24 protein-coding genes and 4 pseudogenes are annotated in these 26,509 nt (G+C 69.6%); 15 read left to right on the top strand and 13 right to left on the bottom strand.

Translation table 11 applies throughout. From position 1 onward, the window contains the following. Positions 1-63: 63 nt before the first annotated feature. The 3 genes from OHS82_RS00135 to OHS82_RS00125 form a co-directional block, all read right to left on the bottom strand. Positions 64-993: an ADP-ribosylglycohydrolase family protein gene (locus OHS82_RS00135; protein ID WP_328435998.1), complete on the bottom strand. Its 930-nt coding sequence runs from the start codon at positions 991-993 to the stop codon at positions 64-66. A gap of 137 nt (positions 994-1,130) precedes the next feature. Continuing rightward, the gene (locus OHS82_RS00130) at positions 1,131-2,258 is read right to left on the bottom strand and encodes a fatty acid desaturase family protein (RefSeq protein ID WP_328432891.1); all 1,128 of its coding nucleotides are present in this window, start codon (positions 2,256-2,258) and stop codon (positions 1,131-1,133) included. Positions 2,259-2,265: 7 nt separating this feature from the next. After that, positions 2,266-3,276 carry a ferredoxin reductase gene (locus OHS82_RS00125; protein WP_328435997.1) on the bottom strand — a complete coding sequence of 337 codons (1,011 nt, stop codon included), beginning with the start codon at positions 3,274-3,276 and terminating at the stop codon, positions 2,266-2,268. A gap of 131 nt (positions 3,277-3,407) precedes the next feature. Here OHS82_RS00125 and OHS82_RS00120 point away from each other — a divergent pair, with 131 nt between their 5' ends. The 4 genes from OHS82_RS00120 to OHS82_RS00105 all read left to right on the top strand — a co-directional run bounded on the left by OHS82_RS00120 (position 3,408) and on the right by OHS82_RS00105 (position 7,026). Next, positions 3,408-4,547 (top strand): helix-turn-helix domain-containing protein, encoded by a 1,140-nt coding sequence (locus OHS82_RS00120; protein ID WP_057578393.1) that lies wholly within the window; start codon positions 3,408-3,410, stop codon positions 4,545-4,547. A 289-nt stretch (positions 4,548-4,836) separates the two neighbouring features. Then, positions 4,837-5,175 carry a thioredoxin family protein gene (locus OHS82_RS00115; RefSeq protein WP_328432890.1) on the top strand — a complete coding sequence of 113 codons (339 nt, stop codon included), beginning with the start codon at positions 4,837-4,839 and terminating at the stop codon, positions 5,173-5,175. A 431-nt stretch (positions 5,176-5,606) separates the two neighbouring features. Continuing rightward, positions 5,607-6,149, top strand: coding sequence for a GNAT family N-acetyltransferase (locus OHS82_RS00110; RefSeq protein WP_328432889.1), 543 nt, complete (start codon positions 5,607-5,609; stop codon positions 6,147-6,149). 340 nt (positions 6,150-6,489) lie between these two features. Next, on the top strand, positions 6,490-7,026 hold the full coding sequence (locus OHS82_RS00105; protein WP_328432888.1) for a DUF6193 family natural product biosynthesis protein: 537 nt from the start codon (positions 6,490-6,492) through the stop codon (positions 7,024-7,026). 18 nt (positions 7,027-7,044) lie between these two features. On the opposite strand, the pseudogene OHS82_RS00100 reads toward OHS82_RS00105, so the two are convergent. From OHS82_RS00100 to OHS82_RS00085, 4 genes and pseudogenes are all read right to left on the bottom strand, one after another. Further along, positions 7,045-7,210 (bottom strand): annotated as a pseudogene (locus tag OHS82_RS00100) (transposase); the annotation flags it as partial. Between the two features lie 86 nt (positions 7,211-7,296). Beyond that, positions 7,297-9,207, bottom strand: coding sequence for an ABC transporter substrate-binding protein (locus tag OHS82_RS00095; protein WP_328432887.1), 1,911 nt, complete (start codon positions 9,205-9,207; stop codon positions 7,297-7,299). After that, positions 9,204-9,359 (bottom strand): hypothetical protein, encoded by a 156-nt coding sequence (locus tag OHS82_RS00090; RefSeq protein WP_157876358.1) that lies wholly within the window; start codon positions 9,357-9,359, stop codon positions 9,204-9,206. The genes OHS82_RS00095 and OHS82_RS00090 overlap by 4 nt, the downstream gene beginning before the upstream one ends. Before the next feature lie 907 nt (positions 9,360-10,266). Next, on the bottom strand, positions 10,267-11,322 hold the full coding sequence (locus OHS82_RS00085; RefSeq protein WP_328432886.1) for a hypothetical protein: 1,056 nt from the start codon (positions 11,320-11,322) through the stop codon (positions 10,267-10,269). A 340-nt stretch (positions 11,323-11,662) separates the two neighbouring features. On the opposite strand from OHS82_RS00085, the pseudogene OHS82_RS43315 reads away from it, so the two are divergent. From OHS82_RS43315 to OHS82_RS00075, 3 genes and pseudogenes are all read left to right on the top strand, one after another. Further along, positions 11,663-11,767, top strand: a pseudogene (locus tag OHS82_RS43315) (IS5/IS1182 family transposase); the annotation flags it as partial. Between the two features lie 31 nt (positions 11,768-11,798). Beyond that, positions 11,799-11,936, top strand: coding sequence for a hypothetical protein (locus tag OHS82_RS00080; RefSeq protein WP_328432885.1), 138 nt, complete (start codon positions 11,799-11,801; stop codon positions 11,934-11,936). After that, entirely contained in the window at positions 11,933-12,301 is a 369-nt protein-coding gene (locus tag OHS82_RS00075) for a hypothetical protein (RefSeq protein ID WP_328432884.1), read from the top strand. The genes OHS82_RS00080 and OHS82_RS00075 overlap by 4 nt, the downstream gene beginning before the upstream one ends. On the opposite strand, the pseudogene OHS82_RS00070 reads toward OHS82_RS00075, so the two are convergent. Further along, positions 12,289-13,238, bottom strand: a pseudogene (locus tag OHS82_RS00070) (helix-turn-helix transcriptional regulator). The gene OHS82_RS00075 and the pseudogene OHS82_RS00070 sit on opposite strands and share 13 nt — an antisense overlap. A gap of 106 nt (positions 13,239-13,344) precedes the next feature. Here OHS82_RS00070 and OHS82_RS00065 point away from each other — a divergent pair. Then, a complete protein-coding gene (locus tag OHS82_RS00065) occupies positions 13,345-13,893 on the top strand; it encodes an NIPSNAP family protein (RefSeq protein WP_328432883.1) in 549 nt (182 codons plus the stop codon). 174 nt (positions 13,894-14,067) lie between these two features. Here the strand turns inward: OHS82_RS00065 and OHS82_RS00060 are convergent, their stop codons facing one another. After that, positions 14,068-14,544 (bottom strand): hypothetical protein, encoded by a 477-nt coding sequence (locus OHS82_RS00060; RefSeq protein ID WP_328432882.1) that lies wholly within the window; start codon positions 14,542-14,544, stop codon positions 14,068-14,070. Positions 14,545-14,716: 172 nt separating this feature from the next. On the opposite strand from OHS82_RS00060, the gene OHS82_RS00055 reads away from it, so the two are divergent. From OHS82_RS00055 to OHS82_RS00030, 6 genes and pseudogenes are all read left to right on the top strand, one after another. After that, complete coding sequence (locus tag OHS82_RS00055) at positions 14,717-14,950, top strand: hypothetical protein (protein WP_328432881.1); 234 nt, start codon at positions 14,717-14,719, stop codon at positions 14,948-14,950. 102 nt (positions 14,951-15,052) lie between these two features. Then, a complete protein-coding gene (locus OHS82_RS00050) occupies positions 15,053-15,541 on the top strand; it encodes a carboxymuconolactone decarboxylase family protein (protein WP_328432880.1) in 489 nt (162 codons plus the stop codon). A gap of 236 nt (positions 15,542-15,777) precedes the next feature. Then, positions 15,778-16,308 carry a GNAT family N-acetyltransferase gene (locus tag OHS82_RS00045; RefSeq protein WP_328432879.1) on the top strand — a complete coding sequence of 177 codons (531 nt, stop codon included), beginning with the start codon at positions 15,778-15,780 and terminating at the stop codon, positions 16,306-16,308. Between the two features lie 485 nt (positions 16,309-16,793). Continuing rightward, positions 16,794-16,988, top strand: coding sequence for a hypothetical protein (locus tag OHS82_RS00040; RefSeq protein ID WP_057578371.1), 195 nt, complete (start codon positions 16,794-16,796; stop codon positions 16,986-16,988). A 278-nt stretch (positions 16,989-17,266) separates the two neighbouring features. Further along, positions 17,267-17,353 (top strand): annotated as a pseudogene (locus OHS82_RS00035) (IS5/IS1182 family transposase); the annotation flags it as partial. A gap of 32 nt (positions 17,354-17,385) precedes the next feature. Continuing rightward, on the top strand, positions 17,386-18,096 hold the full coding sequence (locus tag OHS82_RS00030; RefSeq protein ID WP_328432878.1) for a hypothetical protein: 711 nt from the start codon (positions 17,386-17,388) through the stop codon (positions 18,094-18,096). 70 nt (positions 18,097-18,166) lie between these two features. On the opposite strand, the gene OHS82_RS00025 is transcribed toward OHS82_RS00030, so the two are convergent. The 4 genes from OHS82_RS00025 to OHS82_RS00010 form a co-directional block, all read right to left on the bottom strand. After that, positions 18,167-19,144, bottom strand: coding sequence for a hypothetical protein (locus tag OHS82_RS00025; RefSeq protein WP_328432877.1), 978 nt, complete (start codon positions 19,142-19,144; stop codon positions 18,167-18,169). A gap of 217 nt (positions 19,145-19,361) precedes the next feature. Further along, positions 19,362-19,919, bottom strand: coding sequence for a telomere-protecting terminal protein Tpg (gene tpg / locus OHS82_RS00020; protein ID WP_328432876.1), 558 nt, complete (start codon positions 19,917-19,919; stop codon positions 19,362-19,364). Positions 19,920-19,925: 6 nt separating this feature from the next. Then, entirely contained in the window at positions 19,926-22,025 is a 2,100-nt protein-coding gene (gene tap / locus OHS82_RS00015) for a telomere-associated protein Tap (RefSeq protein ID WP_328432875.1), read from the bottom strand. 383 nt (positions 22,026-22,408) lie between these two features. After that, positions 22,409-25,078, bottom strand: coding sequence for a DEAD/DEAH box helicase (locus OHS82_RS00010; RefSeq protein ID WP_328432874.1), 2,670 nt, complete (start codon positions 25,076-25,078; stop codon positions 22,409-22,411). Positions 25,079-26,024: 946 nt separating this feature from the next. Here OHS82_RS00010 and OHS82_RS00005 point away from each other — a divergent pair. Then, entirely contained in the window at positions 26,025-26,183 is a 159-nt protein-coding gene (locus tag OHS82_RS00005; RefSeq protein ID WP_328432873.1) for a hypothetical protein, read from the top strand. Positions 26,184-26,509 lie beyond the last annotated feature (326 nt).

Genomic DNA, 26,509 nt, shown 5'->3' with positions numbered 1-26,509 from the left:
CCACCGGTCGGGCGACGGCGGCTGAGGGCCGGGGCCGGTGGAGAGTGCGCGGCAGCACCCGGGTCAGCCTCCGAGCCGGTGCGCAAGATGGAGCAGATCTTCCAGGTGCAGCACCCGTCCGTCGAATCCGGGGAGGGGAACGTGCAGCGGCCGGGTCCAGCGGTCGGGGACGGCGTCCAGCCCGTAGTACGCCCCCGCGAGGCCTCCGGTCACCGCGGCGACGGTGTCCGTGTCACCGCCGAGGTCGATCGCCGCGCGCATCGCGTCCTCGAAGCCGGAGGTGGTCCGCAGGGCCCAGACGGCGGAGCCCAGGCAGGGCCAGACGGCGCCGTTGAACTCGGTCGCCTGGTCGGGGTGCCAGTCGGCCGCGAGGACGGTGGCGTAGCGATCACGGTGGTCGGGGTGGACGTGAGCCAGGATGTCCGGAAGCGCCGCGAGGGGGTCGCTGCCCTCGAACGCGACGCGAATGAGCTCGTGGAAGATCGCGGTGCCTTCCCAGGCCGCGCGGTCGCCGTGGGTGAGGGCGGCGATGCGCCGGGCCGCGTCCATGGTGGCTTCCCGGCCGGCGGCTGCGAAGTGGACCGCGGAGGTCGACGCCCGCATCAGGGAGCCGTTTCCGGCTGCTCTCCGGTTGACCTGGGAATGGATCGCGGCGGCGAGATCCCAGGGCATGCCGTTGGTCAGGACGTCTTCGGTCTGCAGGCCGATGTCCTTGGGCTCTGATGCCGCCCACCGCTGGAAGCGGGCGAAGACGTCCGGCAGATCCAGACCGCCCCGCTCGAGCAGGGACTCCGCGACCAGGACGGCCATCTGCGTGTCGTCGGTCGCCTCGCCGGGATCCCAGCCGCCGCCTCCGCACATCTCGCCACCCGAGCCGGGGGAGGGGAACCGCGCGGAGAAGGCTCCCCGGGGGCCGAACTCGAAGGGGCCGCCCAGGGCGTCACCCACCGCTGAGCCGACGATCACGCCGGCGGCCCGCTGCATCCGCTGCATCCGCTGCATCCGCGCAGGTTATCTGCGCCGCGCAGACGGCCGCGGCCCTATAGGCGCCGCGCAGACGGCCGCGGCCCTATGGTCCCGCGCCGTCGCGTCCGGCCGGACGATCTGAACGACCGACCGCATACCGGCAATCAGGCGGCGACGAGCTCCTGCTCCCGCTCACGGTCCGGCGTCTTGACTGCGGGCTTCTTCTTGTTCGGCAGCGAGAGCCGGAAGACCTTGTGCCACGCGGAGAACACCTGCTTGGGCAGCGGCCCGGTGACGTACTCCAGCTCGTACTTCTCGAACAGCGCGCGCACCTTCACCGCGACCTCGGCGTACCGGTTGCTCGGCAGGTCCGGGAACAGGTGGTGCTCGATCTGGTGCGAGAGGTTGCCGGTCATGAAGTGCATGGCCTTGCTGCCGCTGATGTTCGCCGAGCCCATCATCTGGCGCAGGTACCACTGGCCGCGCGTCTCGCCCCTGATCGACCGGCGCTCGAAGACCTGCACGCCCTCGGGGAAGTGCCCGCACATGATCACCGAGTGGGTCCAGACGTTGCGGACCAGGTTCGCGGTGAACGTGGCGGCGAGCGTGGGCAGGAACGACGGCCCCGACAGCAGCGGGTGGATCACGTAGTCCTTGAGGACCTGCCCCCGGATCTTGCGGCCCACGGCCCGGGCCCGCGCCCGGAACTCCGGGTTCCCCCGGCGGCGCTTGTGCAGGTTCTTGCCGAGCTCCAGGTCGTACGCGGCGATGCCGTACTCGAAGAAGCAGGCGTTGAGGAAGTTCCACAGCGGCTGGCCGAGGTGGAAGGGGTGCCACTTCTGGTCCTCGTCGACGCGCATGATGCCGTAGCCGAGGTCGTTGTCCTTGCCGATCACGTTGGTGTACGTGTGGTGCAGCTCGTTGTGCGAGTGCTTCCACTGCTCGGACGGCGAGACGTGATCCCACTCCCAGGTGGTGGAGTGGATCTTCGGGTCCCGCATCCAGTCCCACTGGCCGTGCAGGATGTTGTGGCCGATCTCCATGTTGTCCATGATCTTCGCCACGGACAGCCCGGCGGTGCCGATCAGCCACGCCGGCGGGAAGAGCGAGAACAGCAGCACGCCCCGGCTGACCAGCTCGAGCTTGCGCTGCGCCGAGATGACCTTGCGGATGTAGGCGGCGTCCTTCTCGCCGCGGCCGGCGATCACCTCGTCGCGGATCGCGTCCAGCTCGCGGCCGAGCTCCTCGATCTGCTCCGCGCTCAGGTGGGCGGTGGGGTCGATGGCGGTCAAGGTGCTCCTACCGTTCGATGTCGCAGGGGCCCGCAGCGGCGGACACACAGGTCTGGATGAGGACGCCGGGCTCGGCCTCGGTGATCTCGCCGGTGCGCAGGTCGCGGACGGCGCCCGCCTTGAGCGGCGTGATGCAGCCGAAGCAGATGCCCATGCGGCACCCGGAGGGCATGAGCACGCCGGCCTCCTCGCCGACGTCCAGCAACGGCGTGGCGCCGTCCGCGTCGACCGTCTTGCCGGAGGCGCTGAACGTGACCTCGCCGCCGTCGCCGGCGACGACGATGCTCGGGCGGAAGCGCTCGGTGTGCAGGCGCTTCTCGACGCCGTGCTCGCTCCAGTGCTGTTCGGCGGCGTCGAGCAGGCCCGCGGGCCCGCAGGCCCAGGTCTCGCGCTCGGCCCAGTCGGGCACGAGTTCGTCGAGACGGGCGATGTCGAGCACGCCGTCCGTGTCGGTGTGCACCTCGGTGAGACGCAGCTTCCCCTCCGCGGCCAGGCCGTGCAGCTCGTCGCGGAAGATCACGTCGTGCGGCCGTGGCGCGCAGTGGACCATGACGACGTCGTCGAACCCGGTGTCGCGCAGCATGCCCATCACCGGCGTGATGCCGCTGCCGGCCGTCAGATAGAGCACCTTGGCCGGCTTGGCCTGCGGCAGCACGAAGTCACCGGTCGCCTGGTCGAGCTGGATCAGCGTGCCCGGTCTCGCCCTGCGGACCAGATGGTTGCTGACCTTGCCGTCCGGGATCGCCTTCACGGTGATCGTGACGCGGCCGTCCTCACGGCTTGTCGGCGAGGTGATGGAGTAGGCACGCCACAGGCGCACCCCGTCGACGTCGACCCCGATCCGCACGTACTGACCGGCCGTGTGGCCGCGCCAGCCCCGTCCCGGCCTGATCACGACAGTCGCGGCGTCACCCGTCTCGGGGTGCACCGCCTCGATGCGCCCACGCAGGTCAGCGCCCGCACGCAGCGGGCTGACCAGGTCGAGGTAGTCCGACGGCAGCAGCGGCGTCGTGACCATCTCCAGCAGTTTCCACGCCCTGCTGCGGAGCGCTGCACTCGTCATGACTCCAGCTTGCTGCGCCGCAGGGCGTAAAGTCCTGACCGCAGGACGTAAATCTGCTCGACAGAGTTGTTCGCAGGGAACAAAGCATGAGTCATGTGATCCGCAGAGCCAGCGAGCTGGCCCTGGACGAGACGACGGTCACCGCACTGCGGGCCGCACTGAGGACCACCGCCGACGAGGTCGTCCAGGCGATCATCGACGAGGTCCCGCCCTACGCCAACGCCCTGTCGGGACACATGGGCGCCACCATCCGCCGGGCCGTGCGCACCGCCCTCGGGCACTACCTGGACCTCGCGAGCGGGAACGCCACAGGCGGCGACGCCGGTGACGCGGCCTACGAGCTGGGCCGCGGCGAGGTACGCGACGGCCGCTCGATGGACGCCCTGCTCAGCGCCTACCGCGTCGGCGCACGCGTGGCCTGGCGAGGCCTGGCGGCGGGCGCCGTACCCGCAGGGCTGCCCGCCGCCGAGGTCGCCAAGTTCGCCGAGCTGACCTTCGCCTACATCGACGAGCTCTCCGCCGCGAGCGCCGCGGGCCACGCCGACGAACTGGCCGCCCGGGGCAGGGCCCACGAGCGCCACCTGGAACACCTGGCCCGCGACCTCCTCGCCGGCGCGAGCCCGGACATGCTGCTGGCCTCCGCCCAACGCGCCGGATGGCAGCCTCCGGTCTCGCTGACCGCGGTCCTGCTGCCCGCCGCCCAGGCCCGGCCCGCCTACCGCACGCTCGACCCGAGCACCCTCGTCCTCGACGACTCCCCGGACGCCACCGGCGTGCTCCTCGTCCCCGACGCCGACCGGTCACATCTCCTGCGGCAGCTGACCGACCGCGCGGCCGTGGTCGGCCCGGCCCGCCCGTGGATTCGCGCGTCGGCCTCGTACGCACGGGCCGCACGCGCGCGCTCCCTCTCCTGCGACATCCGCGACACCGAGGACCACCTGCCCGAGCTGGTGCTGAGCGCCGACGCGGACGCCTTCGCAGACCTGCGCGCCCGAGCCCTCGCACCGTTGCAGGCCCTGCCCGTCGCGACCGCACGGCGGCTGGAGGAGACGCTGCGGGCGTGGCTGCTGCACCAGGGCAGACGGGACGAGGCGGCGGCGGCGCTGTTCGTCCATCCCCAGACCGTCCGGTACCGCATGTCCCAGCTGCGGGAGCTGTTTCCCGACCTCGCATCGCCCCACCGGGTCCTTGAACTGACACTGGCGGTCGGCCTGCGGACCGGCTGACGCACACCCCGACCGCCCACCACCGCATCCGCGACCGCGCCCACCACCGCATCCGCGACCGCGTCCGCGAGCGGTCCAGGAACCGGGCGGTGAGAACGGCCTTCGTGCCGGCGCGGAGGCGGACGCCGCCCTGCACGAACCCACCCACGGCCGTGCGGCGCGCTGCAGCCGGCTGACCGACGACGCGGCCAGGCCCGATCACCAGGGGCGGACGGCCGACCGGACCGGCGGGCACACCGCGCGAGGGATGATGAGCACGCAATGACGGAACACGAGGCCAGGAGCTTGCATGGCGAAGCGGGTCCACCGACCCCGTGAGGACGCGGAGTTCGATTTCATCCTCCGGACGAGCGCAGTCCCGGTCCTCGCCTACTTCACCGGGACATGGCCCAAGGCCATCGAGCCCTGCCGGGAGATGGACCTCGTCGTCAGTGCCGTCGCCGACGACTGCACGGGCCGCCTGACGGCCGTCCGCACCGACATCACGCGCTGTCCGGCCGCAACCGAGCGGTACGGGATCACCGGAGCCCCCTCCTACGTCCTGCTGAAGGAGGGGGCGGCGGTGGCGCACGGCACAGGGCCCACGACCGTCGCCGAGCTGCGGAAGCTCCTGGAGGGCCACCTCTGAGCGGCCGCTGCGGCACACGGCCACGACGCCGGCCCGGCATCCGCCGGCAGCAGCACGAGCCCCGCGGCCCGAACGCCAGGGAAGCCGTCCTGCCTGCCCTGCGCGTCTGCACGGTCTCCCACCGCACCCGCCACGACCGCATCGCCGAAGCGCTGCAGATCATCACTGCCGGACCGAGCGCCACACCACCGCGTAGCGATCTGGGGCCCGCAGTCCCCGGCTCGCCGTGTACGCGGGCGGTGCTGCTGCACTCCAGGCGGCGCTGGGGGACCTCCAGCTCCGCGACGCCGCCACATCGTGGTCGTGATCCCTTCCTTCAGGAGCGCTGCCACGTTCCCCGCCCGGGGTCGGCCCAACTCCTGCCTGTAGCAGCCGCGTTGGGGCGCCCTCATTGGCTGACGGGTGATGCTCCGGGCGCGATACCGGCCTTCATGACCGCAGCGAACCAGCCGGCCACAGTCCACTTGAGGGCGTTCACCGAGGCCGACCTCGGCTTCCTCGACCGCCTCTGCACGGACCCCGATGCGCTCGGCGAGTTCGAGTGGCCCGGATTCGGTGATCCGAGGGCACGCCGCAAGCGGTGGGAGATCGACGGGCGCATCTCCGCCGAGTCTGCGGCGGTTGCGATCGTGCTGGCCGACGACACGGTTGTCGGCATCGCCGGCTGGAGGCCCCGCGGCTTCCCGTCGGGTGTCACCTACGAGATCGGCGTGGGGGTGCTGCCCGAGCATCGTGGACAGGGGGTGGGCACGGCGGCGCAGAAGCTGCTCGTGGATTACCTGTTCGGCCGCACGACTGCGAACAGAATCGAAGCCCTCACCAACGGCGGCAACCTCGGAGAGCAGAAAGCCCTCGAACGCCTGGGGTTTTGCCGGGAAGGGGTCATGCGCGGCAGGTCCTTTCAACACGGCGCGTATGTCGATGTGCTCGTCTACGGTCTGCTCCGCACCGAGCATCGTCCCGGAACGCCATGAGCGCCCCCCAACCTGTTTCAAAAGCAGGCGGGAAAAGGCTCACCGTCTGCCGTGGTTGCCACGTCGGCCGAGCAGTGCTCAAGACCTGTAGAAACCGGCGGCACCGATCGAAGGGTGAAGCGTGACGTCTCAGCCTGCCCCGAACCTGGAGAGTCTCTACCCCGAACTCGGCCAGGACGGAACGCTCCAGATCGCTCTGCAAGGGGCCGTCCAACAGGCCGGACATCGGATTGACGTACTCCCCGAACGAGCCCCGGGGTGGAGGCGAACAGGAGCCCGTGCGGAGGGTCGCGCGCGGACGACGGACGTTCACCTGGGTGTCCAGGAACGCTGCTTCGTCATGAGTTTCCGGGAACGCGGCGTCACGATGGCCAAGGGCGACACAACACGCTTGGACGAGGCTGCCACGGCCATCGGAGTCTGGCAGGCCGGCGCTGACCTGAAAGATCTGCGATCCGCATGCCCGTTCGTCCACTACGGGCCTTTGGCCGAAGCCCACGAGCGCGGCACCGCCGTCGAGACCATGTGGACGATCTACCGGCAGACCACGGCGACTCACGTCGACCACGACCTTATCGAGGCTGCATACGCTGAGCCGCGGTTGCGAGCACTCTTCCCCTTTCACAGCCACAGGTCGCTGAACTTCAGCCGCTGCACCGGATTCCCCTACACCCACGATGTTCCGGTGATTACCTCCGTGGACGGGAAATACCGCGTCACCTGGTGGAAGACTCGCTCGCCGCACGGCCCGGCGGACATCGGAGAGACTGAGAACCCTCATGACGCGGTCGCTCTGGTCCTCGTCCACCTTCCCGCCGGCTGCGGGCCGGCGGTCGCCGGCACTGCCGACGATCTCGACACATCAGATTCCGCATAAAGGGCGGGGAGTCCTGGACAGGGCTCGCCACGTGCAGCCGGTGTCGACGACGTAGTGGATCGCGTCGACGATCTCGCGGCGGGGGTGCTTTTCGGGCCGTCCCCCGGTGGGGGTCTCGCAGGCCGGGACGGGAAGCAGGGGGCTCGATGAGCGCGCATTCGTCGTCGAAGGCGCCGGAACGGATGGCACGAGGCCGTGACGGCGCGTCCTGGTCGACCGGTGGGGGGAGACCGAATCGGTCTCCCCCCACCGGCTTCTCGGGCTGACGGTTCAGTCGGGGGCGGGCAGGGTGTGGATGGTGACGGGGAGGTCGGTGCGGTTGCCCTGGCGGTTGATGCCGAGGCGGCCGGTCGCGGCGGGGACGGCTTCGTCGCCGAGGGTGTAGAGCTGGTTGGTGACGTCGTAGCGGTTGGGGGTGTGGCCGGCGGCGTTGGCGGCGGCGGTGTGGATGGCGGTGGCGGCGGTCAGGACGGCGTCGTGGGCGAGGACGGGCCAGTAGCTGCGTTCGAGGTGGCCGGCGGGGAAGTGCCGGCCGTGGTGGTCGGAGGTGAAGGCCTGGACGAATCCGGTGTAGAGGCCGTGGTCGCGGTGGGCGGGGGCGGAGAGACCGGCGGGGGAGGGGAAGGACGCGTACATGACGGTGATGGGAGCCTCGGGGTCGTGGAGGGCTTTCATGGCGGGGTCGAGTGCTGCTGCGTCGGATCCGGTGACGACGGTGATCGGTTTCTTGTAGCAGCTGCGGTGCCGGAGGGCTTCGAGGAAGGTGGGCAGGTATTTGGCCCGGGCGGCGTAGTAGACGACGTCGATGCTGTCGGCGCCGCGGCAGAGGTTCTGGCCGATGCTGGGCATCGCGGCGTCGGCTCCGCCCTGCGGGCTGAAGGGGAAGTCGGGGGAGTCGTCGTCCAGGTACTTGCTGAGGGAGGGGATGGTGCGGAAGCCGTTCTCGAGGGATTTCGTGTAGAGGTCGTTGCCGCCGGCGGGGGTCACGTCGCTTCCGATCAGGGCGACGGTGTGCGGGCCGGTGTCGAGCTTTTTGCCGAGGGCGGTGAGCTGGTCCTTGTTCGGCATGGCGACGCGGACGAGGCCGTTGATCGGCCCGTGGGGGTCGATGGCGCCGGTGCTGTCGAATCCGTCGGCGGTGATGAGGTCGGCGACCATCGCAATGCCGGCCTTGCTCAAAGCCCGGGCGGCGTCGACGGACTGCTGCTGGCTCAGGCCCATCCCGACCACTGCCACGAGGCCCTTCTCGGCTTTGAGGCCCTCGACGGCGTGTGCCCACCGTTCCTCGCCGCTGCCCATGTTGGCCAGGACGAGACGGATCTTCGGATGGCTGTCGCTCTCGTTCGCCCGTTCGACGGCGGTGTAGGCGCCTTCGATCTCCCCGACGAACTGGTCGAGCGTCAGGTCCTTCTGCTTGCCCTGTGACGTCAGCGGCGCCAGGAACCCGATCGTGACGTAGTCGCCGTCCTTCACCGTCTGCCGGTTCTCCGCACCGAGAGCGGTCAGGACCGGCTTCAGGCCGCTGCCGAAGACCCCGGCGCCGTCCTGGCCGTCCGTCACACCGGTGCATTCCCCGGCATGCACCATCAGGGCCGTGTTCCTGCTGCCGCAGTGGCTTCGCGCGAATGCCTCGGCCGCCTGCACCTGCTCGTCGTGGTCGCGCTGTGCCTGGACGTGCCGCACGTGGATCTGCCACCCGCCGACGGCCGCGGCCAGCGACAGCGCTGTCACCGCTGAGCCGCCGGCGACCAGCCCCCGGCGGGTCCTCAGCCACCGGCCGGCCCGCTGCCACCACCGACCAGGCGGCGGCGGTGGCGGTAGGGGAGTGCCCGCGGCGCCGTCGGGTTCCACCGGCGCCGTTCCCTTCCTGACGGCTTCCCAGGCCCGCTCCCACCGCTTGAGCCCCTCGCCCGTCACACCGCAGGCGGTGACGTAGGCGGCCACGAAATCCCAGTCGGGGAGAGCATCCGCTTTCAGCGTGGTGCTGACCGTCGGAGACGTCAGCCGCTTCGAACCCGGCCGGTCCGTCTCCGTCTCCAGCTGCTTCAGCGTGATGCCCCTGTGCTCGCGTAACTCCTTGAGCGCCTGACGGAACTCGCGCTGATCCGCGATCCGCAGCGGGTCGGGCCCCTGGCCGCCCGCATCTCCCACGCCCGCTCCGTCCTGGGTCTGCTCGGTCACTGGGCGCCGCCCGGGGACGAGGCGCCCAGACGCTGCTCGCTGAGCCAGGAGCCGATCTGGGCCGCGGCGGCGCCGGCGGCCATGACCATGCCGAGAGCGGTCGTCACGGACTGCCCGCTCGAGACGCAGACGACGACCACCAGCAAGATCACGGTGAACACGGTGATCCGGTGCCCGGGCGTGAGAGACGTTCCGCACAGAACCTGAGACGCGGGTGCGGGCTGCGGGGGTGTCCTTCGACGAAGGTGCACAGACATGACGGGATACCTGCCTTCCTGGGCGCGGCACAAGTGCCGGCATGAGAGCCCCACTTCCGGTTACCGGCCGGGATGCGGAGCAACGTGTCCGGATCTCATTGTTTGTCTCCGCGGAACCGAAACAACCCAGTTGGCGGCATCGGAAATAAACCGAACTCGCACGCTCGATTAGTGGATCGTTTCTTCCTTTTTTCCGCTCGTTCAAGCGACTCGTTCCAAGCACCTGCCGGCCGGCCCCGAGCCGCCGCTGTACTCCCCGCTCGACCCCGAAGCCCGTGTGCTGCTCCAGCGGGGAGGCGTGCCCGGTTTCCGAACGAGCCACCTGAACTGCGCATTCGCCGTCCAGGTTCTTCGGAACGCCTCAAGGATCTTGCGAGAGAGCCGCGGTGATGGTGACCTGGTGCCATGAGCGGCTCCGGCCGCGCCCCCAAGATGCCGAACCGCCTTCCTGGGCACAGCAGCGCATCGACAGGGCACAGAGGGGGCTCCCGTTACCGGCTGGAGCCCCCTCGTCATTCTCCATCCCGGACCGTCGCCTCCGGTTCGCATGGCTCCGCGCTATTCGGAATACAGCCGCTCGCAGAGGAATGTCCACAACCGGCGAAGTGGCGCCACAGGCCCGCTTTCCGTACGGAGGCCCTGCGATGGGAGACCAGGCAGGCTCATTCGCGATTCGATTCCCTGTCGCGTTATGGGCCGCGGCCGTGTTCGGGAATCTTCGCGGTGCTGCAGGAGGTGCGCTGTCTCTCCGCACAGGTCGTCAGGTGGCCGGCAGGGACAAGGAGACGACGCGGGAGGCGGCTCATACTTCGAGATGGGTGACGTGAAGCTCGGCGCCGCCCCACACCCGCAGCAGCAGGCCGCGGCACCTCGCCGGCGCCGGGAACGTTCCGACGGGTGCGCTGTCGATGGTCACGTCGTACGTGTCGCCGTTCCGGGTTGCGACGACGTGATGCCTCCGGGTGATGTCCGGGACCGCTTGCTGCTGCTGGGATCCGATCCAGGCGCCGCTGGGGAGTCGGACCGTGCGGGCGTAGAAGCTGCCGTCGTTTTGCCACTCGTCCTGGAGCGTGGAGCCCACCGGCTGGTCGTCGTTGCCGACGTCACCGAATCCGACGGCGAAGCCGTAGCCGTCGGAAGCGGTGGGAGGAGCGTCGACGACGGTGTCGAAGGAAACGGTCGAGGCGTAGCACCCGCTGCCCGGCACCCACGCGCCGTACAGGTGTGCGTACCGGTCGGCCCCGCCGGGCGAGCTGATGTCCACGGCGTCGCCGGACTGCGTGAACGTGAATGTGCCGTAGCCGTTCCCGAAGGGCTGGAAGACCACGGCCGTGGCGCGCGGCGTATCTGCGGCCGAACTGCATACCGCCTCGGGCTCTGTGACAACGGCGCTGGAGGAGTCGCGAGCCGTGATGCGGACGGTCCCCTGTGTGATCATCGCTTCGGCGTTCGTGACGCACAGCTTGAGTTCGTCGCGCCCCTTGATCTCATATCCGTCGGTCTGGTCCACCCCCTCCACGGGGCGGGTGATGTAGACCCGTGTGTGAGAGTCGTCGGGGGACGACTCCAGCGCCTCGGTCACGCTGAAGGTGCCCAGGGGAGTGACGAAGTCCTTGGAGTAGCTGACACTGACCTTGCCGTGCAGGTCGACACTGAACTTGAGCGGCAGGTCGGGCAGTTGATACGACACCTTGGTGTTGCTGTCGCACGCCGTGAGGAGCGTGAAGGACAGCAGCATCGCCAGCCAGGGACGGCTGCCGTGCCGCGTCCGCAAACGGACCAGGTGTTTCGTTCGCCCTCCGACGGCGACCGCGGTCGCCGCCCGGAGCGAATTCCCGTGCATCGCGGTGAGCGCCATGACATCCCCCTCTTCCAGGCCACAGCACGTAATGCGAAATGTAACTACCTGGAAGGCGGGGCTGGTTCGCAGACGTACCATTTGATGAAAATGTGACGCTTGGGTTAAGTTTAACTATCTAAATAAAAAGGCTAAAATGACACATAAAGGGGGCGCGTCTTGAGCGGAAGTACGCCCCTGGAAACCCTGCGCGCCTCAAGGGCGTCGGACTGCACCCGGCGGCAACTGCCACCAGTCTTCGGCCCTGCCCGGCCCACCGTCCGCCGACGTTTCGCCCAGCGGAGCCGGGACCGTGTCCGGGCCCGGCCCCACCGCGTGCTCCCCGACGAGCTCGGCGCCGTCCTGGCTGGCCGGATGCCGCCGCCTGCACCGGCGCTACGAACGCAACACCGACCACTTCCTCGCCATCGCCGGCACCACAGCGGCTCTCATCTGCCATCACCGTCCAGTAAGGCAGAGCGCGCCCCGGAGCAACGGTGGACAGGCGCCGCTCCACCGCTGTCACAGGCACCCGGCATGCTCTGCCCGTGAACGAGAACGCCTTCTGGCAGCTCATCGACGACTGCGCACCGCCCACGTCCGACCCGGAGCCGAACAACTGGCTGCGACATTGACGAGCCAGCTCTCCGCTGAACCGCCGGCGACCGTCAACGCGTTCGCCGAACAGCTGTCATGGGCGCTCTACCGGCTGGATCGCAAGGAGTACGGACACGACCTGTCCAGCGACAGCTTCCTCCACACCCGCGCAGCCATCGTGGCCGCCGGCCGTGAAACCTACGAAGCCACGCTTCACGATCGCGTGTTCAACGACGTGAGCAGTGCCGCCGACCTGGCGCGCGATGGGACCTGCTCAGAGCCTTTGGCGCGGTCAGGAACACTGCACTCCTCAGGCGAAGAGGCATACCGGGTCCTGCACGCGTGTGCGGGTGGCCGGCGCCCGGGCCGGGAGAGCCTTCGGCCCGGGGGTCACCCTTCGTAGCGGGTGGCCAGGGTGCGTGCCGTCTCGGCGATGCGGTTGCGGAGTTCGGCCGGTGCCAGGACCTCGACGTCGGCGCCCAGCCGCAGGAAGTCTCTATGGGCGTGGCCGATCGACTCGATGGGCACGCGGGCCTCCGTCCACCCGTCACCCGTGGGTGTCACGCCGAGGCAGCGGGCGCCCTCCGGAGTGAGCCGCACCAGGGCGTCCGCGGTGTGCAGCCGCGCTCGGAAGTCGGCCGCATAGACGTTCCAGTACCCGGCCAGGTCGAACCCGTCCGGAGTGACGAACTCCTCGTCCAGCGGCCGGACTTCGAGGATCTGGTCGACACGGTAGGTGCGGATCCCGGACGGCCCGCCGGCGACCACGTACCAGCGGCCTGCCTTGAGGACGAGCCCGTACGGCTCCACCCGTCGCTCGATCTCCTCCGGCGCCCGCCACCGCCGGTAGCGCAGCGCCACCACCGGTAGCGCAGCGCCACCGCCCGCCGCTCCCACACCGCGGCGGCGACCGCCGCCAGGTGAGGCACCCGGTCGACGCCGCCGTACCAGCCGGGAGCGTCGAGCAGGAAGCGTTCCTGGATCCGCTCGGCGTGCTCGCGCAGCTCCGCCGGAAGCGCGGCCCGCAGCTTGAGCCGGGCGGCGGCCAGCGCCTCGCCGAGGCCGAGCTCGGCGGCGGCGCCGGGCAGCGCGACGAGGAACGCGGCCTGCGCCTCGTCCACGGTCAGTCCGGTGAGCCGGGTCCGGTAGCCGCCGACCAGCCGGTAGCCGCCGGAATGGCCGGACGCGCCGTACAGCGGGACACCGACGGCGCCGAGCGCCTCCACGTCCCGGTACACCGTCCGGACGGAGACCTCCAGTTCGTCGGCCAGCTGCCGGGCCGTCATCCGGCCCCGGTTCTGGAGCAGCAGAAGCAGGGTGACCAGCCGGCTCGCACGCATGCCGTCCAGTATCTGCTGACAGAAGATGTCAGCAGACCGGCCCTAACCTGCGGCGCATGGACGACAACTGGACCATGAACCTCACACGCACCGGGCAGGCCACCGCATGAGCATCGTCGAACTCCGGCAGTACACCCTGCACTCCGGTGCCCGGGAGACGCTGATCGAGCTGTTCGAGCGCGAGTTCGTGACCGGTCAGCAGGCGGTCGGCATCACCGTCGGCGGCCGGTTCCGCGACCTGGACGACCCGGACCGCTTCGTCTGGCTGCGCTCCTTCCCCGACATGGCGCACCGCCGGCGTGCGCTGGAGGCGTTCTACACCGGCCCGGTCTGGCGGGAGCACCGCGACACCGCCAACGCCGCCATGCTCGACAGCGACGACGTCCTGCTGCTGCGCGGCCCGGGATTCACACCGGAGCCGGGGACGAGCGAGGTGCTCGCGACCGTCTGCCATCCCGCCGACGCTGCCCACTTCGACGCGTACGCCGCCCGGCACCTGGGCCCGGGCCACGCACTGCACCGCACCGAGCACGCCGAGAACGACTTCCCCCGCCTGCCCGTCCGCACCGGCGAGGACGTCCGGGTCTGGTTCGGCCCGGCCGCCCCGGCGCCCTGGCCGGCCCGGCTGCTGCGGCTGGAGCCCGTGAAGCCTTAGCCCGCGCTTTTCCGAGTCGGCCTGGCCGAGGCTTGACCAAACACGTGGAGAGTGCTGCTGGCGTGCAACGACGGGACGTGCCGAGGGTCCTGTCAGCTGCAGAGAAAGGATCGACAACAGGCACTCACCGTGACGTTCATCGTCCAGCGCCGGGCACGCAGTCCCGCTCGGACGTCAGTCCCATGCGTTGAAGAGCACTCCGCCCAAGGTGGTGATGCCGTAGAAGCGAACTCCGCGCCACTCGCCCTGGGTCAGGACCGAGGTGTCGACGTCCGAGAGCGACAGCGTGAGCTGCGCGCGATCAAGCACGACGAACCCCAGGTCGGTAAAGATGTGGGCCCACGATGGCGGTGCGAGGAACTCCTCGGTGTACCAGTCCCGGCGTTCCTGGACGAATGCGATCCAGGGGTGGTGGGCGTGACACAGGACGACGCACTCGCCGGTGCCCCCGATGACCGACGCGGTGTGGAACGTACGAGGGTACGTCTGTTCCTCCATCTCGCCCACCTGACCTCCGGCCGCCCGGGCGGCCGCATACAGCGCCGCCCGGAACGTCCGCCGGTCGGTCTCCGGCAGCGGCCCGTCCTTCGGCCGGACGAAGCCCGTGGCGCCTCGCGGCAATGTGAACGCTGCGTCCTCGTCTACGGCCATGGGGCTCATTCTGCCGAGGAGAAACGACCCGCCCGCCGCGGCCCCTGCACATCCTCCTGGCGGATGCAGGACACCCCCGACGCCCCCGCCCCCGCGACCCTGAGCGACCAGCTGACCCGCCGGGCTCCCGGCCCGCCTCCCGCAGCAGTTCCCTACCGTCCGCTGCCTCGCCGTGGACGACCGCACCCCGGCCGTCGACGCCTGGTTCGCGCGGGCCACCGCGGGCCTGCCGGAGCCGTTGACCGGCCAGCCCGCCCACTGGATGGCCATCCGCCTGCCCGACCACCGGCGAGCCCTCGCGCAACCGGCCCCGCTCCGCGGTCACCGTCCCGCCTCGCCGACGCCCGCAACCTCACCGACGTCACCCCCGGGCAGCTCCGCAAGCAGCCGGCCGCCTGCCGCCTGACCGGCACCGACTCGTTCGCGAGTCGGTCCCCGTCACATCCGCGTGCGCCGTGCCGTCAGTGCTGTGAAGACGCCGACAAGGCCGATGCGAAGGAGAGCAGCCATGACGAACACCTCCATCTCCCGGATGCCCAACCCGGCCCAGTTCGTGCCCGAGCTGAACGACATCACCGCCGCCCTCTTCCGGGCCACCGGCAACCGCTCGGTGCCCCGCACCACGATGAGCCTCGTCCACCTGCGCGCCGGGCAGATCGCCGGCAACACCTACCTGACCATTTTGAACACCGGCTTCCTGCGCAAGGCCGGGGAGTCCGAGGAGCGCATCACCGCCGTCTCCTCCTGGCAGGACGCCCCCTACTTCACCGACGCCGAGCGCGCCGCCCTCGCCCTGACGGAAGCCACTCTCCAGCCCTCCCCGCACGGCACAGAACGCGTCTGCGACGAGCTGTACGCCGAAGTGGCGAACCACTACGACGAGAAGGCACTGGCCACCCTCACCATCGCGATCGGTCAGATCAACTTCTTCATCGCCCTGGCTGTCATCGGCAAGCCGCAGCCGGTCAGCTCGCTCGCGGACGAGCAGTGGGACTGACCTGTCCGAGATGGGGGTCGGCCGATCCGGCGACACGGGACCGCACAGTCGTCGACGACCACAGACAGAGCAACCAGTGGCCCGGCTCGGCTCGGATGGCCGACCGTGTAAACGACTCCGCACGACGGCCCGGTCTCTGGCGCCGGGCCATGCACGGCATGCCGACGGGGAGGGCGATTTCCGCGCAGGTGAAAGCGGATTGCCGCCCGGACGCCGTGTGAGCAGCGTCGCCGTCTGTGACCCCGACGCTGCGCACTGAGCGGCTGCTGCTCGAGCCCTACGGCCCTGAGGACGAAGAGGACTTCGTCGCTCTGCTCCAGGACACCAGAGTGTCGCAGTGGATGGGCGACGGCCCTGCTTCCGAACAGGCGGACCGAGCCCTGTTCGGGCGGATCTTCACGAAGGTCTATGCCCAGGACCTGTTCGACGTCTGGGCTGTCCGCCGGGACGGACTCCTGGTCGGGCATGCCGAGATCAAGTCGACCGACGTCGTCGCAGGCCACGAGATCATCTACGCTCTGGCCCCGGCCGTATGGGGGCTCGGCCTGGGGACCGAGGTGGCAGAGGCGATCGTCGCGTACGGCTTCGACACCCTCGCTCTGACCACGGTCCACGCCCCCGTAGCCGCACCGAACAAGGCGTCACTGACCCTGCTGGACGGAATCGGTTTCGAACATGTCCGAGACATCGCAGAGGACGACGGCAGCACCACCCGCGTGCTGGCCCGTCACCTGACTGCGAGCGACAAGTCCCCCCTCACCCGATAAAGGCGAGCAAGCCGCTGCCCGTGAGACCACCCGGACAGGTTCCCGGCCACATCGTCTCTACGACGAAGGCCGGGGACGCGGCCGTGCACGCCGCATACCCCGATCGTCGGCCTGTCGGGCGGGGTTCCTGGCTGCGCTACACCCGCCGACTCATCGGCCACACGCCGACCGCCAGCCGCCCGAGCTGAGCCCGCTCGCGGGGACCCGGACACGGTGAGTGTGCTGCGGGTATACGACGCGGTGGTGTGAAGGAGGCACCGGGCGCAGGGGCGCACCCCGTCCTCGCTGATGATCTGCGACCTGTCCCGCCACGGCATCCAGGCAGCCACCCGATACACCCCGCCTCACCTCATGGCAGGGACCAGCACGGCCAGCAGCGCGATGAACGGCGTCATGACGCTGAAGAACACAAACCTGCCGAGGGGCCGGTGGCCGTGTGATCGTCCATCGCGGGGGTGCTTACGGTCGTCGAGAGAGGGGAAGTGATGATCTCCATGACGAGCGTGATGCAGAACTACGGTCTCCTGTGGACCGACCCGGACGGCACCCCGCAGGCGTCGGCCGGCAGGTACGACAAACGGTCCGCGAAGCATCGCCGCACCGAACTCAAAGCCGTGGGCTGCACCCGTGTCGAGATCGTGCCGCTCAGGCCTGGCGAAGTACCCGAGCCGGTCTCCTGAGCGAGCGGGACGAGGCAGAGCACGCGACCAGGCAGACGTACCCCGCCCAGCAGCACCTGAAGGCCACGCAGCGCGTCGACCAGCCACCGACCATCCCTCACTCGAACAGACCGAGGTCCGCGAGCAGCCCGCGCTGTGTATCCGGCAGCGAGTCCCGCCTACTGCGCATGTTGCTGCGCCATACCCCAAGGGTTTCCGTTGCCGAGTGAGCCACGTGCCGATGTCCATGCCATGGACGGTGACGCCGGGCAGGACCTCGGTCTGACCGGCCTCCTCGCTGGCGAATCTTCCGCAGAGCCCGATGCAGCCCAAATCGCATGACGTCAATCACCAAGGCCGTCCTCACCCTGGAGCGGCACCGCTGAAAACCCTCAGTGATGGCATGCACAATGCGTCCATGAGTCACGACTACAGGCCTGGTGACGTGCTGTTGCTGGAGTGCCCGTTCACTGAGACCGCCGTCACCGGGGTCACCCGTTACTACGTGTCCGTGCAGTGGCCGTGGCTGGAAGTGGCCCCGCAGGCTGAGAACATCAGGTGGAACGGCCGAAGGGCGCTTCCAACGCCTGCGGCCCGTGAGTGGGAGATCTTCCGAACGGAACCGGTGGAGACCGCACTGAAGCCGGGCGATACCTGCCTGGTGGGTATCCCCGCGACCGTGGTGCACGTCCAGACGGTCCACCGCTTCGATCCGCCCCTGGTCACCGGCATGCTGCCCCGGCCCGCGTCCTACCTCGAGGTCCTGCAGCAGGGTGAGACCCATGACCCTTCCCTCGAGGACCAGGGCTACACGATCGATCCGGCCGGCGGCGAACCCGTACGCATCGAGCTGTTCTTCCGTCCGTACGCCTTCCTCGAACTGGGTGATGAGGTTGCTGACCGGAACGGGCGCGCCTGGCGGTTCGATGCGGCCTGGAACTGGCACTCCTTCGACGGTGAGCAGTCGGGCACTCCGACCTGGCCGCTGACGTTGCTCTTCCGCCATGGTGAGCCGACACCGAAGGAAGCCGAAAAGGTCGCCCGGGCAACAGCGGTCGGCAGCCATGCGGACGAACTGGAGCGGTGGAGCGGACTCACTCACGCGCGACCAGCCGCCCATCAGCAGTAGCCTCGCGGGACTCTACTGGCTGCGCTGCGACAAGACGGTGGAGACCCAAATCCAGGCTAGTGAACGCCCATCAGCCTTCCGGATGTGGCGGTGCGGAGGTCAGCGGAGAGTGCGACCAGCGGACGGGGGTGCCGTCAGAGCCGTTGGTGAGCCAGGAGCCGTCTCCTAGGGGCACCAGTTCGTACGGGTTGGTCACCTCGACGGCGATCTCGCCGCTGAGCGTGCCCGTGCGCACGTCGATCAGGTGGTAGCGGAACCACTCCTCCTCGTCCTGGCCCTCACCGCCCAATGTGACGACGGCCAGGTCTGGGGTCAGGTAGCCGCCGCTCCATTCCACGAAGGTCTCCTCCGGGTCGTATCCGAAGGCTTCGACGGGCAAAGTGAAGAGCACGTCCCCGCTGGAGTGGCGGTGGAAGGCGACATCTGCCTGCCCGTGGTCGACGGTCATGAACTGCTGCCCGCCCGGCGCCAGGTCGATCAGACAGCGGTCCGACCACGGGTACGTCACGAACTCCGCCTCGCCGTCGGCCCGAGCCGTGGCCCTGAGAATGACTGAGCCGTCCTGACCCTCACCGATGTCGAGGTAGATGCTGCCGTCCACCGGGTGCACGTAGTGGCCGGCGCCGTGCCCGACTGTCTCCAGTTCCCGGCGGACAAGGACCGCCCCGCTATCGGCGTCGTGTACGACCCACTGGTCTCCGCTCCCGCGTCCCGCCATCGCGTCTGGCCGGTAGACCCATACGGTCCGGCCGTCCAGGGACAGCGCACAGCCAGGCCGGTGACCATGGCGCTGGTCGGAGTAGGGCTCGAAGTTCGATGTCCACACCAGGCCACCAGCGCGCGTGAGGCAGACGACGCCGTTCAGCGTCGTGTACACGACTCGCTCCAGATCGGGCCAGACCGCCGACTCCACAACCTCGTCGCCGGGCCGCGGCTGGAACACCGCGGCGGGCTCAAGTGCCCCGAACACGCCGGAGTCCATCACGAAGGCATGGATCCGCCCGTTGCGATGGCGCGTGATCACCTTCAGAGGCCGCAGAGTAATCATCTGCCGAGGCTAACGCCCAGTTCAGGCCGACCGACAACCAGGATCGGTGGGCGCACCGTCCTCCAAGGCGACCACCTCCAACGAAGGGGCCGAACCGCCCGGGTTCGGGTGCCGAGAGCGTTCAGTCACACCAGCTGGTGTCAACCAGCCTGCCTATGCGACAACTACCGTGCTTCGGCTCAGCGGGGCGTTCGGGCCGTAGCCCCGGCCGGCGCGGTCAGTAGTCGAGGTCGAGGTAGTCGATGTCGTTGAGAGTGACGTCGGAGAGCCCCATGGCGCGGCTTCCGCCGTCCTGGAAGTACACGTCTTTGAAGCCTTCGGCGATGATCTGGCGCATCTCCTGGTCGCTGGCGCCTGTATTGCGGGCGTGGAAGAGGCGTTGTGCGTAGGTGGGGGGGAGGTGGACGGTGAGGCGGCGGAAGCGTCCGTCGTCGGTGGTGCCGATGGGGGCGGTGTAGCCGAACCGGGCCCTGGTTTCTACGGTGATCCCGGTCGCGGTGGCAGCTTGTTGCTGCCGGCGTTTGCGCACCTGGGGCTGCCAGCGGGCTCGTACGGCGGCGTCGATCCGGTCCGCGATCGCTTTGGGCGGGTGCTTGCGTTCGCCTGTGCGGTAGCGCTCCACTGACCGCTGGGTGACTCCGAGCTCCTGGGCAACGGCTTTGGTCGTCTTGAGCTGCTTCATCAGGAAGTTGATGCGTGCCTGGAGTGTCTTGGGCGGCTGGCGGGTGAAGGCTTCCCGGTCGGCGCGTTCGATGGCGTCGTCGATCTCTCCCACAGCGCCCTACTCTCCTTCGTCGAGGACGGCGTCGCCGCCCTTGATGTGGCGGGCCGGGTTGTAGTCCTTCTCCATCAGGTCGACCGCCCAGAGCATCGACTGGACGCCTTCCAGCTTCGCCAGGCCCGGTGTCGGTCCGAGGCGGAAGCCGCCGGGCTGGGGCTTGCCGGACGCGGCGTACGGCAGGAAGTCCAGGGGGCTGTCGCCCGGGCTCGGGTAGACGACGCAGTCGGACAGCACGGCGAGCGGGTACAGGCCCGTCATCTTGACCATGTTGGTGAGTTTGCGGTGCATGTTGACCCGCGCCTTGGAGATGACGGCGGCGCGGATGTCGGGACGCCAGGTCGGCCGCTGCAGGGCCGGCCACCTCTCGCCCTCCTTGTACTTCTTGCCCTGCGGGCGTTCACGGAGCTTGCCGATCCCGCCCTTCACCGTGGCCTTGATGGCGGCCAGGACGGCCGCCAGGGCCGGGTCGGCCTGCTTGTGCCGCTCCATCGCTGCGAGGAAGGCCCGGTCGTCCAGCTCCCGGGTGACGCCGAGGTCGGCGAGGGTGTCGACGTAGGCCGCTTTGAGCCGGTCGTGCCACGGGTCCAGGTAGGCGCCGGTCTCCCGGCGCAGGTACGCCTCGATCGGGGCGACGTTGTGGCCAAGTTCCTGGGCGTAGGCGACGGTGTGCGTCTGGTACCAGGCAGGTCCCGCCGGTTGCACGCCGTCCGGGGTGAACGGCGAGGGCAGGCGCGGATCCACCTCGACGTGGGACAGGTCGACCAGCCAGGAGCCGGGGATCTTCGGGTTGAACGTCGGCGTCTGGAAGTGGTCGGGTGCGGACAGGCCGACGACCAGGCGGGCCGCGGCGGCGAGGAACGCGGTGTTGAGGTCCAGGCCGACCGCATACGGCAGCGTGCACTCCTCATCGGTGAGCAGGCTGACGTCGCGCACCCACTGGTAGGCCTCCTCGTTGAGGAATCCGCCCGTCCAGCCGGATTCCACGACGACGGGGTGCTCGGGGGTGGCCTCCGGCGGCGCCGGGTCCATCGGCTCCATCCCGAGGCTGCCGGGATTGTGGCCGGGCACCCAGTTGCCGGTGGCGGGGTCCTGCGTGGGGCGTGTGGGTGGCCGCAGCGCCGTCATTAGCTCAAGGCCCGATACGGCGGTGGAGCCGCGTGGGGTGATGACGCGGGTTGCGTAGATGCCGAGGACGCGGGCGACGTCGGCCGGCTCCATCTCCGCAACGCCTGGCCAGGACCGCTCGTCGAGCGCATCCCATGACAGGACCGCCAGCTGCACGCACTGCCGCTCGCGCCCCTGGGCCTTGCGGTAGATCCTTGCCCACGGCCCGAACCCGCGCTGGGTCAGACGCCATTTCGCCTTCACCACCTGCTTGACCACCGGGTGATCCTCCGGCAGGCGCAGGGAGCGGCGCTGCTCGTGGCCTTCCAGGCGCTCGGGGAGGCCGAGCCTGACGGCGGCCGCGGCGGTGAGCACGATCAGCGGGTCGGAGTCCTTGCCGTAGCGGTTGAGCCTGGGCGCGCCGAGGCCGGACTCGCGCAGCGTCCACTCCACCAGCTCCACGACCGTGGTCGCGGGGCAGTCCAGCACGAGCCCGTCGACGCCGTATGCGGAGCCGTCACCGTCCAGCACGGCGAGCGGCCCGTGCGGGAAGCGCGGATCGGCAGCGGGCTGCGCCGCCTTCTTGGTGGCCGGGCGCCGCGATGCCGCGGCGGGCCGGGGAGCGGGCCGCGCCGGCGCCGCGGCGGGAGCCTGCGGGGCGTCTACCGTCTCCACCGCGGATGTGGCCGGTTCACCAGACGCCGCGGGCGCCGTCGCGGAGGCCGAGGCTGTCGGGGCCGCGCCGGGGACGGGGTACTTCGCTGCCCATCCGTTCAGCAGCCGCTGGTAGGCGTCCAGGCGCGGCGACTTCGGCTCGCTGCGGCCGTTCTCCCAGTTCTTCACCGACTGGGTCGTCGTCTTCAACGCGGTGGCCAGGCGGGCCTGCGTGATACCGGCAGCCTCACGCAGCCGGGCCCGCTCCGCGGGAGGCGGCAGGTGCGGCTCCTCGTTCAACAGAGCGTCGACGGACGCGAACAGCTCTTCCTCAGAAGCCATGCCCTGCCACCTTCACCTCAGGACCCGATATCACTTAACCACAAACTTACCCCACTCCTTAACCTTCCTGCGCCCAGGAGAGTCCGAGGCCGGCCAGCGCCTGGATGTCCGGGAGCGGTTTTTTTGATCAGTGGGTGGTGGGGTGGCCTGCGCTGCTCAGTTTGGTGTCGGTGGTGCTGGGGGCTTCAGAGCGGCTGGTTTTGGCTCGGTGATGGAGGAGTGGACGTTTTGGCTGTGTGCTGAGCTGTCGCTTTGTCAGGTGGAGTGGGTGTTGGTCAGGTGTGGTCAGTTCGCTTGCGTGCTGATCAGGTTCGTTGAATGCTGGTATGTGCCGGGTGTGGTGGTGGGGTGGTTGAGCCAGTACAGGGCGGTATCGATGTCTGTCAGCTGCGCGGGGGCTGTTCCGTGGCCCAGGCGTAACCCAGCTCGGCGAAGGCTCCTCGCTGCTCCGCATCCAGACGCTCCCGCCTGGTCTTCTGGTTGCTCAGAAACACCCCTAGCCTGACCACCGAACCGTCCGGCAGCTCTTCAACGTGGGTCCTTCCCACGACAGTTCTGCCTTCGCGCGCGATGTACTGCGCGAGGGCCTGGATACCCCGTTGGAAGGCCGCCGACGTCTTTCCCCCAGCGCTCTTCGCGCCGTCCTTGGCGGCCGGTGCCAGCTGCTCGGCGGGCTTCACACCCAGGCTTGAGAGCCTCCGCTGCTGCTCCTCGGAGAGCTGAAACCACTCGCGGGACTGTCGCTGCAGCCATCGTCCGAGGTCGTCGCCGTCCATCAGCACGCCGGGTGCGATGGCCGGGAGGATGCCGTGGGGTTCGTCGGCGGCGAGGTCGGCGAGGATGCGGTGGTGGCGTTGCCAGTCGAGTGGCCAGGGACAGTTCCAGTCGGGGTCGATGGCGGTCAGTTGCTGCGCGCGCTGTGCCGCCCGTTCTGGGTTCTTGCCCAGGCCGCCTGTGCGGCGGAGGTTGGCCATGTGCTGTCCGATGGGCACTAGGCCCGCGGCTTCGCTCTCGCCCCATACGGCGTCCTGGCGGGGCGCGAGGTGCCCGGTGGCCCGCCGGTAGGACCGGAGGGCGGCGAGCTTGTTCTCCCAGGCTTCTTCGCCGGGCTCCCAGACCATCCCGGCCTCCGGCGCGTCCAGCAGGGTCTTGCGCCGTTCCTCCAGTTCTCCGGCCCGCAGCGCCTTCCTCTGTTGGTGGACCCAGCGTCCCAGGGGGAAGTCCTTCGTGACGCCCACCGTCGTTTCGGTGTCGTAGGGGACGGCGTACAGGCCGGTGATCTCGTTCTCGGCCCGCCAGCGGATGAGGGCTTGGTAGCCCTCGAGCCAGACCAGGGACTCGGGCCGGTAGACCCGGGTGCGCAGGAACGCGGCGATGGTCGCGGCGTCGCGCGGGGTGGAGAAGTGGAGCAGGGTGGCTTCGGCGGCGGCCTGTGTGTCGTCCTCCTGGTCCTTGCCGTCACTCTCGCCGCCGGTCCCGATGATCCGGCCGTCTTCATCGCGCCGGAAGTGGACCGTGCGCTTGCCGCTGGTGAGGGCGCGGGAGGCGAGCTGCTCGACGAGTCGGGCGTCATGACTGCGGAGTCCTTGGAGGACGGCTACAAGAGGGCGGAACGAGGCGGAGGCGACCATGTCCGTCGGATCCTCGCCGGGCTCCAGGAACACGGGCACGATGATCCGCGCGACCTTCGTGGAGCCGTCGCGGTTCAACCTGAGCGAGCGGCCGATGTTCTGCACGATCTCGACCTGGGAGCCGCGGGTGTCGGCGAAGCAGACGGCCTCCACGCCGCGCTCGCCGGTGATGTCCACGCCTTCTCCGAGCACGCGGCAGCTGGCGAGGAAGGCGCGGTGGACCCGGCGGCCGGCCGCGTCGATGCCGTCTGCGAACTGGCGCAGGACCTCGCGCCGCTCGCTGACGAGGTGGTCGCCGCACAGCCATGCCGACCACACCCGGTCCGGGGGTACGTGGCGGTCGGCCTCGAGTTCGTAGAACCCCGCATCGATCGACGACGCGGGGAGCCGGCCTGCGGCGGCCAGGTCGTCACCCGTGGCGTCGTTGACGTACAGCTCGGCAGCCGTCTCGGGCAGCTTCTGTGCGAACGCGGCGGCCTCCTCCACCTTCTGGTGGAACGTCATGACCGTACGCAGGTTATACGCCGCCGCGTGCTCCAGAAGAGCGGTCTGCAGGAGCGCCAGACGTCGGCCCCGCCGCGCCTCCTCCGCTTCCCCGAGGACGGGGGAGGGGTCGCGGATCTCCAGGACGTCGATCTCGAACCCGGCGAGGATCTCCCGCTCGATCGCCTCCGACAGCCCGAGCTCGGCGAGCCACGACCCGTACGTCCCGTCCGGGTCGTCGGCCATGCTCGCGATCTCCGCCTCCTGGCCGACCGCGCCCTTCTGCGGGCTGGCCGCGGCGAGGATGCGGGGGGTGGCGGTCAGGTAGAGCCGGAAGTCGGCGGGGATGCGGGCGTTGTCGTGGATCGCCGCCCACGGACGACCAAGATCACCGGCAGTTCCGTGCGCCTCGTCCACGACCGCGAGGTCGAAGCCCGCCATGCGCTGCCCGTACAGCCGGTCTCCGCCCGCCAGGGCGGCCTCCAGCGGCCCGCGAACCTTGCGCTGGCCCTCGGGTGCGTCGATGTCCTCTCGGTCCACGAGAGAGGCGTACGTGGCGAACACGACGACCGGACCGGAGCCCGCCCACAGGGCGAGCTGGATCGGGTTGGTGGTGGTGCGCACCCCCAGCGACTTGAGGACCGCGTCGTTCTCCAGCGAGCACACCGCGACCATCGGAGCCCGGTGGCCCACCAGACGCCACGCCTGGGCGGTCTGCGCGAGCAGGTCCAGGGTGGGCACGGTGACGAGGATCCGGCCGTCTGCGAACGACTCCAGCGCGCACGCGGCGGCCGTGATCGTCTTGCCCGAGCCGGTCGCCGACACGATCGTGCCCCGGGCACCCTGCGGGGGCACAGATGACCTTTCAGGGAATCCGACCCACCTGCGGAACGCGGAGCGCTGATCGACCTGGTGTTCCTTGAGCTGAATCGCTGACATTTCCACGCCTCCCCGAGCGGTCAATTCCTGTGGTCTTTCAGAGGGCCGCATGCGGATGGTGGCCGCGCCCGAGTCGTTCCAGATCGACGCATCCGCCTTGTGCCGGCCGCCCGGCATTCCGTCCTTGAACGGCGGCTTGTCGTCCAGGTCGTGGCGCCCGGCATCGAGCGTGCAGAGCACGACGTCTCCGTCCGCGTTCCGCTTCCGAGCCGCACACACCGCCAGCCTCGCCCAGCGCCTCCAGCACCCGACGCCGCGCCATGGTGTGCGGGTGCCTGCGCGGCAGCACGTTCTCCCGGACGAACCTCTCCAGCCGCACCAGGTCGGCCCGCTCACGCCGCCTCACGTCCGCGATATGTACGGCCAGTTCAGCGACCCCGGCCGACCGGCCACCGCGCCGGGACCACTCCCGCTCCGCGATGCCCACCAGGGCCTCGAGCACGGCCCTCCCGCCGTCATCCCACCCGTCCGCGGACAGCACGCCCCGAGAGGCCGGCGCTATGCCGCCCAGCTCCACCACCTGGCACTGCTCCCCAGCGACCGCCCCGGCCTCCAACGCGGCCACCAGGTCGTCCGACCTCACTCGCGGGTACACCCTGCGCCCCCAGGAGCGCGAACACCTTCAACCGAACGTTCACGCCCGCCGTCTGGCACTGCGTCACCCGGCGCACAGAACCGCCGCTCAGCACGGGATCGGGTCCTGTAGATTCGTTGGGTGCCTTCATATGCGGTCGTTCCTCTCAGAATTCCGAGGAGATTACGGCTGGCTTGGGGTGTTCCGTGTTTCCGCCAACGGTACATGCTGCATCAATCTGATGCACGCGGTACAGCGGATCCCACACGAACGAACGACACCCACCACACCTCGAAGCGCAGGGCAGTCCCCGCCCTCGCAACTCCCGTGCAGGGACTGCGTGTCGACCGGTGGGCTGGGCACTCGACAGACATGACTCGACTCAGTGCGACCGCCGCAGAACTGGCCCAGGACGCCAGGCCGGACGGGCCTCCATGGGTCAAATGGACGTTCCTGGCCGTGTGGCTCGCCCTGGCCCCAGTGATCATCTACAAGCTGCACCAGCGCGGTTACTTCAGAAGACGACACTAAGAGCCACAAGACCCCCGAACAGGCCCACCCCTCACAGCCAGCCCGGCCCGCGCCAGCGGGCCCCAACGGTCCTGGAGGCGCAGCCGGAAGGACCGTCAGGCGGGGGAGCGCAGCGGACCCGCCGGCCAGGCTGAAGCGAAGCGGAAGCCTGGCAGTGGGACAGAGTCCCACCGGTCCGGGAGCGCAGCGGACGGACCGTCACCCTGCTCGCGCAGCGAGCAGGGTGAGCGGGGGGCGCAGCCACCCGCCAACGCTCCCGCGGAGCGGAGCGCAACACCCGCGCGCAGCGCGGGTGTTCGCTTGCACATCGCGCAGCGATGTGGTAC

It is taken from the genome of Streptomyces sp. NBC_00425, from assembly GCF_036030735.1.
Taxonomy (GTDB): Bacteria; Actinomycetota; Actinomycetes; order Streptomycetales; family Streptomycetaceae; genus Streptomyces.
Note: the sequence above shows the minus strand (reverse complement) of the source record. Positions and strands in the feature narration are given on the sequence as shown.